Here is a 12,225-nt window from a genome sequence, read left to right as displayed (position 1 = left end):
GGGGAGTGCGAGCCACAAATCGATGCACCGGTGAAAAAAGCTATTGCAAAACTTTAAGAAGCCCTCGTATAATTCGGCTCCCCGGGCGGTTAGTTCAGCTGGTTAGAATACTTGGTCGACATCCAAGGGGTCGCAGGTTCGAATCCTGCACCGCCCACCAGACTTCCATATGTCGCAGGCTCCTAGCAATGGTCGTAGCCTGCAGAGAAAAGGCGCAGCGGTGTGCCTTTTCTGTGCCGTTCAGCTCGAACGGATTTCTTCTTTCTCCAGATACTGCGAAAAGCGCAACAGGCCGGTTTCATCCCCGATTTTTCCTGTTGCGCCGTTGCCGTTTGCGCGCTATACTAGCCGGCTTCGGTATGGACACGTCTTTTTCCGTCTGTACTTTTTTAGTAGTTCAACTACCCCCGCCCAATCGTAGGTGGGAATGGAGAAAAAATGAGCCTGGGCCTTCTCGGTCGCAAGGTTGGCATGATGCGTATCTTCACGGATGACGGCGATTCGATCCCTGTCACTGTGCTGGACGTGTCGAACAACCGTGTCGCACAAGTCAAAACCCCTGAAACTGATGGCTACACTGCAGTTCAGGTCGTCTACGGTCAGCGTCGCGCTTCCCGCGTGAACAAGGCCGCTGCCGGTCACTACGCCAAAGCTGGCGTCGAAGCCGGTACGATGCTGAAAGAATTCCGCATCGATTCCACCAAAGCCGCCGAACTCAAAGCCGGCGACACCATCGATGCTTCGATGTTCGAAGTGGGCCAGAAAATCGACGTGCAAGGCACCTCGATCGGTAAGGGCTACGCCGGTACCATCAAGCGTCACAACTTCGCCTCGGGTCGCCAGACCCACGGTAACTCGCGTTCGCACAACGTTCCTGGCTCGATCGGTATGGCCCAGGATCCAGGCCGCGTGTTCCCAGGCAAGCGCATGACCGGTCACATGGGCGACGTTACCGTCACCACCCAGAACCTGGAAGTGGCTCGCATCGACACCGAACGTCAGCTGCTGCTGATCAAGGGTGCCGTTCCTGGCGCGAAGAACGGCCAAGTGGTCGTCAAGCCAGCTGTCAAAACCAAAGCCAAGAAAGGAGCGTAAGCATGGAACTGAAGCTCCTGAATGAGCAAGGTCAAGCTGGCGCCAACGTTGCAGCAACCGACGAAGTGTTCGGTCGTGAATACAACGAAGCCCTGATTCACCAGATCGTCGTCGCCTACGCTGCCAACGCACGTAGCGGCAACCGCAAGCAGAAGGACCGTGAAGAAGTCCACCACACGACCAAGAAGCCATGGCGCCAGAAAGGTACCGGCCGCGCTCGTGCTGGTATGTCGTCGTCGCCTCTGTGGCGCGGCGGTGGTCGTATCTTCCCGAACACCCCGGACGAGAACTTCTCGCACAAAGTTAACAAGAAGATGTTCCGTGCAGGTATCTGCTCGATCTTCTCGCAACTGGCCCGCGAAGACCGCCTGAACGTGGTCGAGAACCTGTCGATCGAAGCTCCAAAGACCAAGCTGCTGTCGCAAAAGCTGCAGAGCATGGGCCTGGAATCGGTCCTGGTGATCACCGACACCATCGATGAGAACCTGGAACTGGCATCGCGCAACCTGCCGCACGTGCTGGTCGTCGAGCCGAAGCACGCTGATCCGATGTCGCTGGTGTTCTACAAAAAAGTCCTGGTCACGAAAGCTGCTCTGGCCAAGATCGAGGAGATGTACGCATGAGCGCCGCAATCAAATTCAGCGAAGAGCGCCTGATGAAGGTGCTGCTGGCTCCGATCATTTCCGAGAAGGCTACCTTCGTCGCGGAAAAGAACGAGCAGATCGTGTTCAAGGTCATGCCTGACGCGACCAAGCCAGAAATCAAGGCTGCCGTCGAACTGCTGTTCAAGGTCGAAGTGGAATCGGTGCAAACCGTGAACCGCGAAGGCAAGCAGAAGCGTTCGGGTCGTTTCAACGGCCGTCGCAACCACACCAAGCGTGCTTTCGTGTGCCTGAAGCCAGGCCAGGAAATCAATTTTGTCGAGGAGGCTAAATAATGGCACTCGTTAAGATGAAGCCAACCTCCCCAGGCCGTCGCGGCATGGTGAAAGTTGTGACCGAGGGCCTGTTCAAAGGCCGTCCGTTCGCAGCCCTGGTTGAAAAGAAATCGAAAACTGCCGGCCGTAACAACAACGGCCACATCACCACCCGTCACAAGGGCGGTGGTCACAAGCAGCACTACCGTCTGGTCGACTTCAAGCGCCAGAAGGACGGCATTCCTGCCAAGGTCGAGCGTATCGAATACGACCCGAACCGTACCGCGCACATCGCACTGCTGTGCTACGCGGACGGCGAGCGTCAATACATCATCGCCACCAAGGGTCTGTCGGTCGGCGACACCATCATGAACGGCGCGGAAGCACCGATCAAGGCCGGTAACTGCCTGCCAATCCGCAACATCCCGGTCGGTACCGTGATGAACTGCGTCGAAATGCTGCCAGGTAAGGGTGCCCAGATGGCCCGTACCGCCGGCGCCGGCGTCGTGCTGATGGCCCGTGAAGGTACCTACGCCCAGGTTCGCCTGCGCTCGGGTGAAGTCCGTCGCGTGCACATCGAGTGCCGCGCGACCGTGGGCGAAGTCGGCAATGCCGAACACAGCCTGCGCAAGATCGGTAAGGCCGGTGCGATGCGCTGGCGCGGTGTTCGTCCTACCGTCCGCGGTGTGGTCATGAACCCGATCGATCACCCGCACGGTGGTGGTGAAGGCCGTACGGCAGCTGGTCGTCATCCAGTGTCGCCATGGGGCCAGCAGACCAAGGGCAAGAAGACGCGTTCGAACAAGCGCACTTCGTCGATGATCGTCTCGCGCCGCGGCAAGAAATAAGGATAAATCATGACTCGTTCATTGAAAAAAGGGCCGTTCATTGACGCCCACCTGGTGAAAAAAGTCGAAGCCGCGCAAGCGACCAAAGACAAGAAGCCAGTCAAAACCTGGTCGCGCCGCTCGACGATCACCCCGGACTTCATCGGTCTGACGATCGCCGTCCACAACGGTAAAGTGCACGTGCCTGTGTACGTGTCGGAGAACATGGTCGGCCACAAGCTCGGCGAATTCGCGCTGACCCGTACGTTCAAGGGCCACGCCGCTGACAAGAAGGCGAAACGATAATGGAAACTAAAGCAATCCTCAAAGGCGTGCGCCTGTCGGAACAAAAAGGCCGCCTGGTCGCCGACCTGATCCGCGGCAAGAAAGTTGACGCAGCACTCAACATTCTGCAGTTCAGCCCGAAAAAGGGCGCGACCATCATCAAGAAGGTTCTGGAATCGGCAATCGCCAATGCAGAGCACAACGATGGCGCGGACATCGACGAACTGAAGGTCGTTCAGATCTACGTCGAAAAGGGCCCGATCCTGAAGCGCTTCACCGCACGTGCGAAGGGCCGCGGCGATCGCATTTCGAAACAATCCTGTCACGTCTACGTGACTGTCGGTAACTAAGGGGCATACGATGGGTCAGAAAATCCACCCAACCGGCTTCCGCCTGGCGGTCACCCGTAACTGGGCATCGCGTTGGTACGCTGGCAACGGCAACTTCGCCGAAATGCTGAAGGAAGACCTGGAAGCGCGCGCTTTCCTGAAAAAGAAGCTGAAGAACGCTTCGGTCGGCCGCATCGTCATCGAGCGTCCTGCCAAGAACGCACGCTTCACCATTTACTCGTCGCGTCCAGGTGTCGTGATCGGTAAAAAAGGCGAAGACATCGAAGTGCTGAAGTCGTCGCTGACCAAGATCATGGGCGTGCCGGTGCACGTCAATATCGAAGAGATCCGCAAGCCGGAAATCGACTCGCAGCTGATCGCCGATTCGATCTCGCAGCAGCTGGAAAAGCGCATCATGTTCCGTCGCGCCATGAAGCGCGCGATGCAAAATGCAATGCGCCTGGGCGCCGTCGGCATCAAGATCATGTCGTCGGGCCGCCTGAACGGCATCGAAATCGCACGTACCGAATGGTACCGCGAAGGCCGTGTGCCTCTGCACACCCTGCGCGCCGATATCGACTACGGCACCAGCGAAGCCTCGACCACCTACGGCATCATCGGTGTCAAGGTCTGGGTCTACAAGGGCGACCGTTCGCCGACCGGTGAAGCACCTGTCATCGACGTCCCGCCGGACGAGAAGAAGCCACGCGGCCCACGCCGTGACGACGGCAAGCCGGGCAGCCGTCCGCGCCCAGGCGCCAAACCAGGAGCCGCTCCAGCAGGTCGTCGCGCCGCTGCCAAGCCGGCCGAGAAAGCAGGAGAATAAAAGATGCTGCAGCCATCGCGCAGGAAGTATCGTAAAGAGCAGAAAGGCCGTAACACCGGCATTTCGCACACCCGCGGCACCGCGGTCTCGTTCGGCGAATTCGGTCTGAAGGCAGTTGCCCGCGGCCGTATCACCGCACGCCAGATCGAAGCGGCTCGTCGTGCCATGACCCGTCACATCAAGCGTGGCGGTCGTATCTGGATCCGTATCTTCCCGGACAAGCCGATTTCGAACAAGCCGGCCGAAGTCCGTATGGGTAACGGTAAGGGTAACCCGGAGTACTACGTCGCTGAAATCCAGCCAGGCAAAGTCCTGTACGAGATGGACGGCGTTGCTGAAGAACTGGCGCGCGAAGCGTTCCGCCTGGCCGCTGCCAAACTGCCACTGGCTACCACTTTCGTGGTCCGTCAAGTCGGCCAATAACAGGAGTTGAATATGAAAGCATCGGAACTCCGCGGCAAGGACCAGGAAGCGCTGCAAAAGGAGCTGAACGAGCTGCTGAAGGCCCAGTTCGGCCTGCGCATGCAAGTCGCTACCCAGCAGCTCGGTAACACCGCGCAGCTGAAGAAAGTACGTCGCGATATCGCGCGTGTGAAGACTGTGATGAACCAGAAGGAAGCCAAATGAACGACACCACTAAAACGGCGCTGAAGCGTACGCTGGTCGGCAAAGTCGTGTCCGACAAAATGGACAAGACGGTGACCGTGCTGATCGAACGTCACGTCAAGCACCCGCTGTACGGCAAGATCATCGTGCGCTCGAACAAGTATCACGCGCACGACGAAGCGAACGAAGCGAAAATCGGTGACACCGTCGAGATCGCAGAAGGTCGCCCGATCTCGAAGACGAAGGCGTGGACTGTGACCAAAGTGTTGCAAGTCGCACAGGTACTGTAAGTATCTAGAAAATTTGTCTTGCGTGGCCCGCTGGTATCTGAGATACTAGCGGGCTTCGTTCATGTGTTGCCGCAGTTTGTCCCCTCGGCAAGTGCGGCCTGTAACGAATGCGTTATTGGAAAGTCCAATCACCCAATCGTATTGCTCCAGCAGGGGCGGTACGGCGGGACCAAGACTGACCGCAGGCCCATGGGTTTCCGTGGGGTTTTCTACGGCTTAAGTTGGGAAAGAAAATACTATGATTCAAACCGAAAGCCGGCTCGAAGTAGCCGACAACACCGGTGCCAAGGAAGTTCTGTGCATCAAGGTGTTGGGCGGCTCGAAGCGCCGTTACGCGAGCATTGGCGACATCATCAAGGTCACCGTGAAAGTCGCAGCCCCACGTGGTCGCGTCAAGAAAGGTGAAATTTACAACGCCGTGGTCGTGCGTACCGCCAAGGGTGTGCGCCGCCAGGATGGTTCCCTGGTCAAGTTCGACGGCAATGCCGCCGTGCTGCTGAACGCCAAGCTGGAGCCGATCGGCACCCGTATCTTCGGACCGGTGACGCGCGAACTGCGTACCGAGAAGTTCATGAAGATCGTGTCGCTGGCACCTGAAGTTCTGTAAGGATTCGACATGGATAAGATTCGTAAAAACGACGAAGTCATCGTTCTGGCCGGTAAGGACAAGGGCAAGCGTGGCGTCGTTCAGAAGCGTGTAGACGCTGAACACGTCATCGTCGAAGGCGTCAACGTCGCTAAGAAAGCGACCAAGCCGAACCCGATGACCGGTGTTACTGGTGGTATCGTCGACAAGACCATGCCGATTCACGTGTCGAACGTCGCGTTGTTCAACGCTGCGACCGGCAAGGCAGACCGCGTAGGCTTCAAAGACCAGGACGGCAAAAAAGTCCGCGTCTTCAAGTCGAACGGCGAAGTAGTGAAGGGGTAAGAATAAATGGCCCGTCTCCAAGCAATTTACAAAGACAAGATCGTCGCTGAACTGACCGAGAAATTCGGCTACAAGTCGGTGATGGAAGTGCCGCGCCTGACCAAGATCACCCTGAACATGGGTCTGTCGGAAGCAGTCGCCGACAAGAAGATCATCGAGCACGCAACCGGCGACCTGACCAAGATCGCAGGCCAGAAGCCAGTGGTCACCAAGGCACGCAAGGCAATCGCAGGTTTCAAGATCCGCGAAGGCTACCCGATCGGCACGATGGTGACCCTGCGCGGCGCCCGCATGTACGAATTCCTGGATCGTTTCATCACCGTGGCCCTGCCGCGCGTGCGTGACTTCCGTGGCGTCAACGGCAAATCGTTCGATGGTCGTGGCAACTACAACATCGGTGTCAAAGAGCAGATCATCTTCCCAGAGATCGACTACGACAAGATCGATGCGCTGCGTGGCATGAACATCTCGATCACCACGACTGCTAAGACCGACGAAGAAGCCAAAGCGCTGCTCGCCGCCTTCAAATTCCCGTTCAGGAACTAAGAGCATGGCAAAACTTGCACTGATTAACCGCGAACAGAAGCGTGCAGACCTGGTGGAGAAATTCGCCGCAAAGCGTGCAGCTCTGAAAGCAATCATCGACGACCAGTCGAAGTCGGAAGAAGAACGTTACGAAGCGCGCCTGAAGCTGCAGGCTCTGCCGCGCAACTCGGCCCCGACCCGCCAGCGTAACCGCTGCGCCATGACCGGCCGTCCACGTGGCACTTTCCGTAAATTCGGTCTGGCCCGTACCAAACTCCGCGAATTCGCCATGAAGGGCGAAATTCCGGGTATGACCAAAGCTAGCTGGTAATAGGAGAATAAGCAATGAGTATGAGCGATCCTATCGCCGATATGCTGACCCGCATTCGCAACGCACAAGTTGTTCAGAAAACCTCGGTCGCAATGCCGTCGTCGAAAGTCAAGGTTGCCATTGCCAACGTCCTGAAGGACGAGGGTTACATTGAAGATTTCGCAGTGTCGTCGGAAGGCGGCAAATCGGAACTGAAAATCGGTTTGAAGTATTACACTGGCCGTCCGGTCATCGAGCGCCTCGAGCGCGTTTCCCGTCCAGGCCTGCGTATCTACAAGGGCAAGGACGAGATCCCAACCGTCATGAACGGCCTGGGCGTGGCAATCGTCTCGACCCCGCAAGGCGTCATGACTGACCGCAAAGCACGTGCTACCGGCGTCGGTGGCGAAGTGATTTGCTACGTGGCTTAAGGAGTAGACGATGTCTCGAGTAGCTAAGATGCCAATCGCCGTCCCTGCCGGTGCCGAAGTCGCGATCAACGCGTCGTCGATCACCGTCAAGGGCCCGCTGGGCACCCTGACCCAAGCCCTGAACGGCCTGGTCAAAGTGGAAAACAACAATGGCACGCTGACCTTCGACGTGATCGACGATTCGCGTGAATCGAACGCCATGTCGGGCACCCTGCGCGCCCTGGTCAACAACATGGTCACCGGCGTCACCAAGGGCTTCGAGAAGAAGCTGAACCTGGTCGGCGTGGGTTACAAGGCAGCAGTGCAGGGCAACGCCCTGAACCTGTCGCTGGGCTTCTCGCACCCGGTGCTGCACGCGATGCCTGAAGGCGTCACCGCAGTGACCCCGACCCCGACCGAAATCCTGATCAAGGGTATCGATCGTCAAAAGGTCGGTCAGGTCGCCGCCGAAGTGCGTGCTTACCGCGCTCCTGAGCCATACAAGGGCAAGGGCGTCCGTTATTCGGACGAAGTGGTCAAGCTTAAAGAAACCAAGAAGAAATAATCGGAGCAGACATGGACAAGAAACAATCCCGTCTGCGTCGTGGCCGTCAGACCCGTATCAAGATTGCCCAGCTGGGCGTGAACCGTCTGTCGGTTCACCGCACCAACCTGCACATCTACGCGAACCTGATCAGCCCGGACGCAAAAGTACTGGTGTCGGCTTCGACCCTGGAAGCAGAAGTGCGCGCCGAACTGGCAGGTCAGACCGGCGCCGGCGGCAACGCTGCAGCAGCTGCTCTGGTCGGCAAGCGCGTCGCAGAAAAAGCACTGAAAGCAGGAATCACCGAAGTCGCGTTCGATCGCTCGGGTTTCCGTTACCACGGTCGTGTGAAGGCGCTGGCGGAAGCCGCGCGCGAAGCCGGTCTGAAGTTCTAAGGAAGAATCGTCATGGCAAAAATGCAAGCGAAAATGGCAAGCGACAAGCCGGATGATGGCATGCGCGAAAAAATGATCGCGATCAACCGCGTGACCAAAGTGGTCAAGGGTGGTCGTATCATGGGTTTTGCAGCGCTGACCGTTGTCGGTGACGGCGATGGCCGCATCGGCATGGGCAAAGGCAAGTCGAAGGAAGTTCCAGTCGGCGTGCAAAAAGCGATGGAAGAAGCCCGCCGCAACCTGATCAAGGTGCCTCTCAAGAACGGTACCCTGCACCACACCGTGTCGGGCCGCCACGGCGCCTCGCGCGTGATGATGATGCCGGCCAAGCCTGGTACCGGCGTGATCGCTGGTGGCGCAATGCGCGCTATCTTCGAAGTGATGGGCGTGACCGACGTGGTCGCCAAGTCGACCGGTTCGTCGAACCCGTACAACCTGGTGCGCGCAACTCTCGACGGCCTGTCGAAGATGAGCACCGCGGCTGACATCGCTGCCAAGCGCGGCAAGTCGGTCGAAGACATCGTCGGTTAAGGGGAATTAACATGGCAAACACCGTTAAAGTTCAGCTCGTCAAGGGCCTGATCGGTACCCGTCAAGACCACCGCGCCACCGTGCGTGGCCTGGGCCTGCGTCGCGTCAACTCGGTCTCCGAGCTGCAAGACACCCCAGCCGTGCGTGGCATGATCAACAAAGTCGCGTACCTCGTGAAAGTTGTGTCGTAAGCCCTCGGGCTTGCGAACGGAGAAATCAATGGAACTCAATACCATTCAACCAGCTGAAGGCGCGAAACACGCCAAGCGTCGCGTCGGTCGCGGCATCGGCTCGGGCCTGGGCAAGACCGCTGGTCGTGGCCACAAGGGTCAGAAATCGCGTTCGGGCGGCTTCCACAAAGTCGGCTTCGAAGGCGGTCAGATGCCTCTGCAGCGTCGTCTGCCGAAGCGCGGCTTCAAGTCGCTGAACGCATCGTTCAAGGCTGAAGTGCGCCTGTCCGACCTGAACAACCTGGCCGTCGGCGAAATCGACATCCTGGTTCTGAAGCAGGCAGGTATCCTGCCGGTCGTGGCACGCGACGTGCGCGTCATCCTGTCCGGCGAGATCACCAAAGCGGTGACCCTCAAGGGCCTGAAAGCGACCGCCGGCGCGAAAGCGGCGATCGAAGCAGCTGGCGGCTCGGTCGCGTAAAGCGGCCGCTGCCTGATCGGAGCAAAAATTGGCGACTAATTCACAACTTGGTAAAAGCGCCGCTTCCGGATTCCCCTGGGGCCGGCTGTGGTTTTTGCTTGGCGCATTGGTCGTGTACCGCATCGGTGCTCACATCCCGGTTCCCGGGATTGACCCGGTGCAGCTCGCTGCGCTGTTCAAGCAGAACGAGGGCGGCATCCTGGGCATGTTCAACATGTTCTCGGGCGGCGCCCTGTCCCGCTTTACCGTGTTCGCGCTCGGCATCATGCCTTACATTTCGGCTTCGATCATCATGCAGCTTGGATCGATCGTCTCGCCGCAACTCGAGGCACTGAAGAAAGAGGGCGAAGCCGGCCGCCGCAAGATCACCCAGTACACCCGTTACCTGACGGTTGCGCTGGCTCTGTTCCAGGCGTTCGGCATCGCTGTCGCGCTCGAGGCGCAACCCAACCTGGTCATCGACCCGGGCCTGGGCTTCCGCTTCGTGACCATCGTGACCCTCCTGACCGGCACCATGTTCCTGATGTGGCTGGGCGAGCAGATCACCGAGCGTGGTCTTGGTAACGGTATTTCGATCATCATCTTTGCCGGTATCGCAGCAGGTCTGCCTTCGGCCCTGGGCGGCTTGTTCACCCTGGTCTCGAACGGTTCGATCGGCAGCTTCTCGGCCATCCTGATCGTGGTCCTGGTGGCTGCGGTGACGTATGCGGTGGTGTTCGTGGAACGCGGACAGCGCAAGATCCTGGTGAACTACGCCAAGCGTCAGGTCGGCAACAAGATCTATGGTGGCCAAACCAGCCACCTGCCCTTGAAGCTGAACATGGCAGGCGTGATCCCGCCGATCTTCGCTTCGTCGATCATCCTGTTCCCGGCGACGATCGTCGACTGGTTCACGCGCGGCAAGGATTCTTCGGGACCGGTCATCGGCTTCCTGAAGGACCTGGCGGCGTCGATGGCACCAGGCGAGCCGATCCACGCGTTGCTGTATGCGGTGGCGATCGTGTTCTTCTGCTTCTTCTACACCGCGCTGGTATTCAACAGCAAGGAAACGGCGGACAACTTGAAGAAGAGCGGCGCGTTTGTTCCGGGCATCCGTCCGGGCGAGCAGACCGCACGCTACATCGACAAGATCCTGATGCGCCTGACCCTGGCCGGTGCAGTCTATATCACCCTGGTGTGCCTGGTGCCGGAGTTCATGACCGCCCAGTGGAAAGTTCCTTTCTACTTCGGTGGCACGTCGCTCCTGATCATCGTGGTGGTGACGATGGACTTCATGGCACAAGTGCAGAACTACGTCATGTCGCAGCAATATGATTCGCTGCTGCGCAAGGCTAACTTCAAGGGTGGAATTCCTTCGCGATAAGCGGGGGAGTGCATAGAGCGAATGGCAAAAGACGACGTCATCCAAATGCAGGGGGAGATTCTGGAGAATCTCCCGAACGCGACGTTCCGCGTGAAGCTGGAAAACGGGCATGTTGTTCTGGGGCATATCTCGGGTAAAATGCGGATGAATTACATCCGCATCCTCCCGGGTGACAAGGTGACGGTGGAACTGACCCCGTACGACCTGTCCCGGGCCCGCATCGTGTTCCGCACCAAGTAAAAAACATCATCAAGTAAACGAACCGAAGAGAGTGCAAAATGAAAGTTAACGCTTCAGTCAAGCGGATCTGCCGCAACTGCAAGATCATCAAGCGCAAGGGCGTGGTCCGTGTGATCTGCGTCGAGCCGCGTCACAAGCAGCGTCAAGGTTAATCGAGGAATAACGAATGGCACGTATTGCAGGGGTTAACATCCCAAATCATCAGCACACCGTTATCGGCCTGACGGCTATCTACGGTGTTGGCCGTCCGCGTTCGCAGAAGATCTGCGATGCAACCGGTATCCCGACCAACAAAAAGGTCAAGGACCTGGACGATAACGAACTCGAGAAGCTGCGTGACGAAGTCGCGAAGTTTGTCGTGGAAGGCGACCTGCGCCGCGAACTGTCCATGAACATCAAGCGTCTGATGGACCTGGGTTGCTACCGCGGCATGCGTCACCGCAAGGGCCTGCCGGTCCGCGGTCAGCGTACCCGCACCAATGCTCGTACCCGTAAAGGTCCGCGCAAGGCAGCTCAATCGCTCAAGAAATAATCTAGGAACCTGACCTATGGCCAAGCAACAAAGCAGCGCAGCAGCAGCACGTGTGCGCAAGAAAGTGAAGAAGAACGTCGCCGAGGGCATCGCCCACGTGCACGCATCGTTCAACAACACGATCATCACCATCACCGACCGTCAGGGCAATGCTCTGTCGTGGGCAACTTCCGGCGGCGCCGGCTTCAAGGGTTCGCGTAAATCGACCCCGTTCGCGGCTCAGGTCGCTGCCGAAGCTGCAGGCAAGGTCGCTCAGGAATCGGGCGTGAAGAACCTGGAAGTGCGTATCAAGGGCCCAGGCCCAGGCCGTGAATCGGCTGTGCGCGCTCTGAACAACCTCGGCATCAAGATCACCGAGATCCAGGACGTCACCCCAGTTCCACACAACGGCTGCCGTCCGCCGAAGCGTCGCCGTATCTAAGACGTCAGGGCAGGGTGGGTAACCACCCGCCTGTGTCTGGATCACGACGCATCGGGCGCAAGCCCTGTTGTGTTTCAAGAGAATGCCGGTGCAGTTGCCCAGAAATGGGTTATACTGCCCGGCTCTTGTCGCCTGCCATCTCGATGGCGGGCGCTGTTGTAAGCCACGTCCGGCCTCGATTGCAGAGCTGGACTAGCG

The 12,225-nt window shown here is 58.4% G+C and carries 25 protein-coding genes and 1 tRNA gene; all 26 read left to right on the top strand.

Annotation, left to right across the window (positions count from 1 at the left end; all coding sequences use genetic code 11):
• The first annotated feature begins 83 nt into the window (after nucleotides 1-83).
• The 26 genes from RTQ83_RS11430 (at nucleotide 84) to rpsK (ending at nucleotide 12,027) form a co-directional block, all read left to right on the top strand.
• Nucleotides 84-160 (top strand) — tRNA-Val (locus RTQ83_RS11430).
• 278 nt (nucleotides 161-438) lie between these two features.
• Nucleotides 439-1,095, top strand: coding sequence for a 50S ribosomal protein L3 (gene rplC, locus RTQ83_RS11425; RefSeq protein WP_290420458.1), 657 nt, complete (start codon nucleotides 439-441; stop codon nucleotides 1,093-1,095).
• A gap of 2 nt (nucleotides 1,096-1,097) precedes the next feature.
• Nucleotides 1,098-1,718: a 50S ribosomal protein L4 gene (gene rplD / locus RTQ83_RS11420; RefSeq protein ID WP_290420457.1), complete on the top strand. Its 621-nt coding sequence runs from the start codon at nucleotides 1,098-1,100 to the stop codon at nucleotides 1,716-1,718.
• Entirely contained in the window at nucleotides 1,715-2,032 is a 318-nt protein-coding gene (rplW, locus tag RTQ83_RS11415) for a 50S ribosomal protein L23 (protein ID WP_312514429.1), read from the top strand. The genes rplD and rplW overlap by 4 nt, the downstream gene beginning before the upstream one ends.
• Nucleotides 2,032-2,859: a 50S ribosomal protein L2 gene (gene rplB / locus RTQ83_RS11410; RefSeq protein ID WP_312514427.1), complete on the top strand. Its 828-nt coding sequence runs from the start codon at nucleotides 2,032-2,034 to the stop codon at nucleotides 2,857-2,859. Before rplW ends, rplB begins: the two co-directional genes overlap by 1 nt.
• Nucleotides 2,860-2,868: 9 nt before the next feature.
• Nucleotides 2,869-3,144: a 30S ribosomal protein S19 gene (rpsS, locus tag RTQ83_RS11405; RefSeq protein ID WP_005663463.1), complete on the top strand. Its 276-nt coding sequence runs from the start codon at nucleotides 2,869-2,871 to the stop codon at nucleotides 3,142-3,144.
• On the top strand, nucleotides 3,141-3,473 hold the full coding sequence (rplV, locus tag RTQ83_RS11400) for a 50S ribosomal protein L22 (protein ID WP_170976705.1): 333 nt from the start codon (nucleotides 3,141-3,143) through the stop codon (nucleotides 3,471-3,473). The genes rpsS and rplV overlap by 4 nt, the downstream gene beginning before the upstream one ends.
• Nucleotides 3,474-3,483: 10 nt before the next feature.
• The gene (rpsC, locus tag RTQ83_RS11395) at nucleotides 3,484-4,278 is read left to right on the top strand and encodes a 30S ribosomal protein S3 (RefSeq protein WP_312514425.1); all 795 of its coding nucleotides are present in this window, start codon (nucleotides 3,484-3,486) and stop codon (nucleotides 4,276-4,278) included.
• A 3-nt stretch (nucleotides 4,279-4,281) separates the two neighbouring features.
• Nucleotides 4,282-4,701, top strand: coding sequence for a 50S ribosomal protein L16 (gene rplP, locus RTQ83_RS11390; RefSeq protein ID WP_005663456.1), 420 nt, complete (start codon nucleotides 4,282-4,284; stop codon nucleotides 4,699-4,701).
• A gap of 12 nt (nucleotides 4,702-4,713) precedes the next feature.
• Nucleotides 4,714-4,905: a 50S ribosomal protein L29 gene (rpmC, locus tag RTQ83_RS11385; RefSeq protein WP_005663455.1), complete on the top strand. Its 192-nt coding sequence runs from the start codon at nucleotides 4,714-4,716 to the stop codon at nucleotides 4,903-4,905.
• Nucleotides 4,902-5,174 carry a 30S ribosomal protein S17 gene (gene rpsQ, locus RTQ83_RS11380; RefSeq protein ID WP_005663453.1) on the top strand — a complete coding sequence of 91 codons (273 nt, stop codon included), beginning with the start codon at nucleotides 4,902-4,904 and terminating at the stop codon, nucleotides 5,172-5,174. The genes rpmC and rpsQ overlap by 4 nt, the downstream gene beginning before the upstream one ends.
• A 238-nt stretch (nucleotides 5,175-5,412) precedes the next feature.
• Nucleotides 5,413-5,781 (top strand): 50S ribosomal protein L14, encoded by a 369-nt coding sequence (gene rplN / locus RTQ83_RS11375; protein WP_005663451.1) that lies wholly within the window; start codon nucleotides 5,413-5,415, stop codon nucleotides 5,779-5,781.
• A 9-nt stretch (nucleotides 5,782-5,790) separates the two neighbouring features.
• Nucleotides 5,791-6,105 carry a 50S ribosomal protein L24 gene (gene rplX, locus RTQ83_RS11370; protein WP_027867252.1) on the top strand — a complete coding sequence of 105 codons (315 nt, stop codon included), beginning with the start codon at nucleotides 5,791-5,793 and terminating at the stop codon, nucleotides 6,103-6,105.
• A gap of 6 nt (nucleotides 6,106-6,111) precedes the next feature.
• Nucleotides 6,112-6,651 (top strand): 50S ribosomal protein L5, encoded by a 540-nt coding sequence (gene rplE / locus RTQ83_RS11365; RefSeq protein ID WP_312514419.1) that lies wholly within the window; start codon nucleotides 6,112-6,114, stop codon nucleotides 6,649-6,651.
• 4 nt (nucleotides 6,652-6,655) lie between these two features.
• Nucleotides 6,656-6,961, top strand: a complete 306-nt coding sequence (gene rpsN / locus RTQ83_RS11360; protein ID WP_005663444.1) for a 30S ribosomal protein S14 — start codon at nucleotides 6,656-6,658, stop codon at nucleotides 6,959-6,961.
• Nucleotides 6,962-6,975: 14 nt separating this feature from the next.
• Nucleotides 6,976-7,371, top strand: coding sequence for a 30S ribosomal protein S8 (gene rpsH, locus RTQ83_RS11355; protein ID WP_290420451.1), 396 nt, complete (start codon nucleotides 6,976-6,978; stop codon nucleotides 7,369-7,371).
• A gap of 10 nt (nucleotides 7,372-7,381) precedes the next feature.
• A complete protein-coding gene (gene rplF / locus RTQ83_RS11350; RefSeq protein ID WP_312514417.1) occupies nucleotides 7,382-7,915 on the top strand; it encodes a 50S ribosomal protein L6 in 534 nt (177 codons plus the stop codon).
• An 11-nt stretch (nucleotides 7,916-7,926) separates the two neighbouring features.
• Nucleotides 7,927-8,289, top strand: a complete 363-nt coding sequence (gene rplR / locus RTQ83_RS11345; protein WP_123069946.1) for a 50S ribosomal protein L18 — start codon at nucleotides 7,927-7,929, stop codon at nucleotides 8,287-8,289.
• A 12-nt stretch (nucleotides 8,290-8,301) separates the two neighbouring features.
• Entirely contained in the window at nucleotides 8,302-8,820 is a 519-nt protein-coding gene (rpsE, locus tag RTQ83_RS11340) for a 30S ribosomal protein S5 (RefSeq protein WP_005663437.1), read from the top strand.
• Between the two features lie 11 nt (nucleotides 8,821-8,831).
• Complete coding sequence (gene rpmD / locus RTQ83_RS11335; RefSeq protein ID WP_005663436.1) at nucleotides 8,832-9,011, top strand: 50S ribosomal protein L30; 180 nt, start codon at nucleotides 8,832-8,834, stop codon at nucleotides 9,009-9,011.
• Between the two features lie 28 nt (nucleotides 9,012-9,039).
• Nucleotides 9,040-9,471: a 50S ribosomal protein L15 gene (gene rplO / locus RTQ83_RS11330; protein WP_290420446.1), complete on the top strand. Its 432-nt coding sequence runs from the start codon at nucleotides 9,040-9,042 to the stop codon at nucleotides 9,469-9,471.
• Nucleotides 9,472-9,499: 28 nt separating this feature from the next.
• Nucleotides 9,500-10,834, top strand: a complete 1,335-nt coding sequence (gene secY, locus RTQ83_RS11325) for a preprotein translocase subunit SecY (protein WP_290420445.1) — start codon at nucleotides 9,500-9,502, stop codon at nucleotides 10,832-10,834.
• Nucleotides 10,835-10,855: 21 nt separating this feature from the next.
• Entirely contained in the window at nucleotides 10,856-11,074 is a 219-nt protein-coding gene (infA, locus tag RTQ83_RS11320) for a translation initiation factor IF-1 (protein WP_005663428.1), read from the top strand.
• 38 nt (nucleotides 11,075-11,112) lie between these two features.
• Nucleotides 11,113-11,226, top strand: coding sequence for a 50S ribosomal protein L36 (gene rpmJ / locus RTQ83_RS11315; protein ID WP_005663407.1), 114 nt, complete (start codon nucleotides 11,113-11,115; stop codon nucleotides 11,224-11,226).
• A 14-nt stretch (nucleotides 11,227-11,240) separates the two neighbouring features.
• Nucleotides 11,241-11,606, top strand: a complete 366-nt coding sequence (gene rpsM / locus RTQ83_RS11310) for a 30S ribosomal protein S13 (protein WP_020655696.1) — start codon at nucleotides 11,241-11,243, stop codon at nucleotides 11,604-11,606.
• Between the two features lie 16 nt (nucleotides 11,607-11,622).
• Nucleotides 11,623-12,027 (top strand): 30S ribosomal protein S11, encoded by a 405-nt coding sequence (gene rpsK / locus RTQ83_RS11305; RefSeq protein WP_005663404.1) that lies wholly within the window; start codon nucleotides 11,623-11,625, stop codon nucleotides 12,025-12,027.
• The last annotated feature ends 198 nt before the right edge of the window (nucleotides 12,028-12,225 follow it).

The sequence above is a fragment of the Massilia sp. genome (assembly GCF_031995545.1).
Classification (GTDB): Bacteria; Pseudomonadota; Gammaproteobacteria; order Burkholderiales; family Burkholderiaceae_D; genus Telluria.
The sequence above is the reverse complement of the archived record's forward strand: the minus strand, read 5'-3'. Positions and strand labels throughout refer to the sequence as shown.

What these genes read in the sequence shown, in the direction of transcription:
- rplC (WP_290420458.1), top strand. Translation starts at nt 439, where the DNA reads ATGAGCCTGGGCCTTCTCGGTCGCAAGGTTGGCATGATGCGTATCTTC.
- rplD (WP_290420457.1), top strand. Translation starts at nt 1,098, where the DNA reads ATGGAACTGAAGCTCCTGAATGAGCAAGGTCAAGCTGGCGCCAACGTT.
- rplW (WP_312514429.1), top strand. Translation starts at nt 1,715, where the DNA reads ATGAGCGCCGCAATCAAATTCAGCGAAGAGCGCCTGATGAAGGTGCTG.
- rplB (WP_312514427.1), top strand. Translation starts at nt 2,032, where the DNA reads ATGGCACTCGTTAAGATGAAGCCAACCTCCCCAGGCCGTCGCGGCATG.
- rpsS (WP_005663463.1), top strand. Translation starts at nt 2,869, where the DNA reads ATGACTCGTTCATTGAAAAAAGGGCCGTTCATTGACGCCCACCTGGTG.
- rpsC (WP_312514425.1), top strand. Translation starts at nt 3,484, where the DNA reads ATGGGTCAGAAAATCCACCCAACCGGCTTCCGCCTGGCGGTCACCCGT.
- rplP (WP_005663456.1), top strand. Translation starts at nt 4,282, where the DNA reads ATGCTGCAGCCATCGCGCAGGAAGTATCGTAAAGAGCAGAAAGGCCGT.
- rpmC (WP_005663455.1), top strand. Translation starts at nt 4,714, where the DNA reads ATGAAAGCATCGGAACTCCGCGGCAAGGACCAGGAAGCGCTGCAAAAG.
- rpsQ (WP_005663453.1), top strand. Translation starts at nt 4,902, where the DNA reads ATGAACGACACCACTAAAACGGCGCTGAAGCGTACGCTGGTCGGCAAA.
- rplN (WP_005663451.1), top strand. Translation starts at nt 5,413, where the DNA reads ATGATTCAAACCGAAAGCCGGCTCGAAGTAGCCGACAACACCGGTGCC.
- rplX (WP_027867252.1), top strand. Translation starts at nt 5,791, where the DNA reads ATGGATAAGATTCGTAAAAACGACGAAGTCATCGTTCTGGCCGGTAAG.
- rplE (WP_312514419.1), top strand. Translation starts at nt 6,112, where the DNA reads ATGGCCCGTCTCCAAGCAATTTACAAAGACAAGATCGTCGCTGAACTG.
- rpsN (WP_005663444.1), top strand. Translation starts at nt 6,656, where the DNA reads ATGGCAAAACTTGCACTGATTAACCGCGAACAGAAGCGTGCAGACCTG.
- rpsH (WP_290420451.1), top strand. Translation starts at nt 6,976, where the DNA reads ATGAGTATGAGCGATCCTATCGCCGATATGCTGACCCGCATTCGCAAC.
- rplF (WP_312514417.1), top strand. Translation starts at nt 7,382, where the DNA reads ATGTCTCGAGTAGCTAAGATGCCAATCGCCGTCCCTGCCGGTGCCGAA.
- rplR (WP_123069946.1), top strand. Translation starts at nt 7,927, where the DNA reads ATGGACAAGAAACAATCCCGTCTGCGTCGTGGCCGTCAGACCCGTATC.
- rpsE (WP_005663437.1), top strand. Translation starts at nt 8,302, where the DNA reads ATGGCAAAAATGCAAGCGAAAATGGCAAGCGACAAGCCGGATGATGGC.
- rpmD (WP_005663436.1), top strand. Translation starts at nt 8,832, where the DNA reads ATGGCAAACACCGTTAAAGTTCAGCTCGTCAAGGGCCTGATCGGTACC.
- rplO (WP_290420446.1), top strand. Translation starts at nt 9,040, where the DNA reads ATGGAACTCAATACCATTCAACCAGCTGAAGGCGCGAAACACGCCAAG.
- infA (WP_005663428.1), top strand. Translation starts at nt 10,856, where the DNA reads ATGGCAAAAGACGACGTCATCCAAATGCAGGGGGAGATTCTGGAGAAT.
- rpmJ (WP_005663407.1), top strand. Translation starts at nt 11,113, where the DNA reads ATGAAAGTTAACGCTTCAGTCAAGCGGATCTGCCGCAACTGCAAGATC.
- rpsM (WP_020655696.1), top strand. Translation starts at nt 11,241, where the DNA reads ATGGCACGTATTGCAGGGGTTAACATCCCAAATCATCAGCACACCGTT.
- rpsK (WP_005663404.1), top strand. Translation starts at nt 11,623, where the DNA reads ATGGCCAAGCAACAAAGCAGCGCAGCAGCAGCACGTGTGCGCAAGAAA.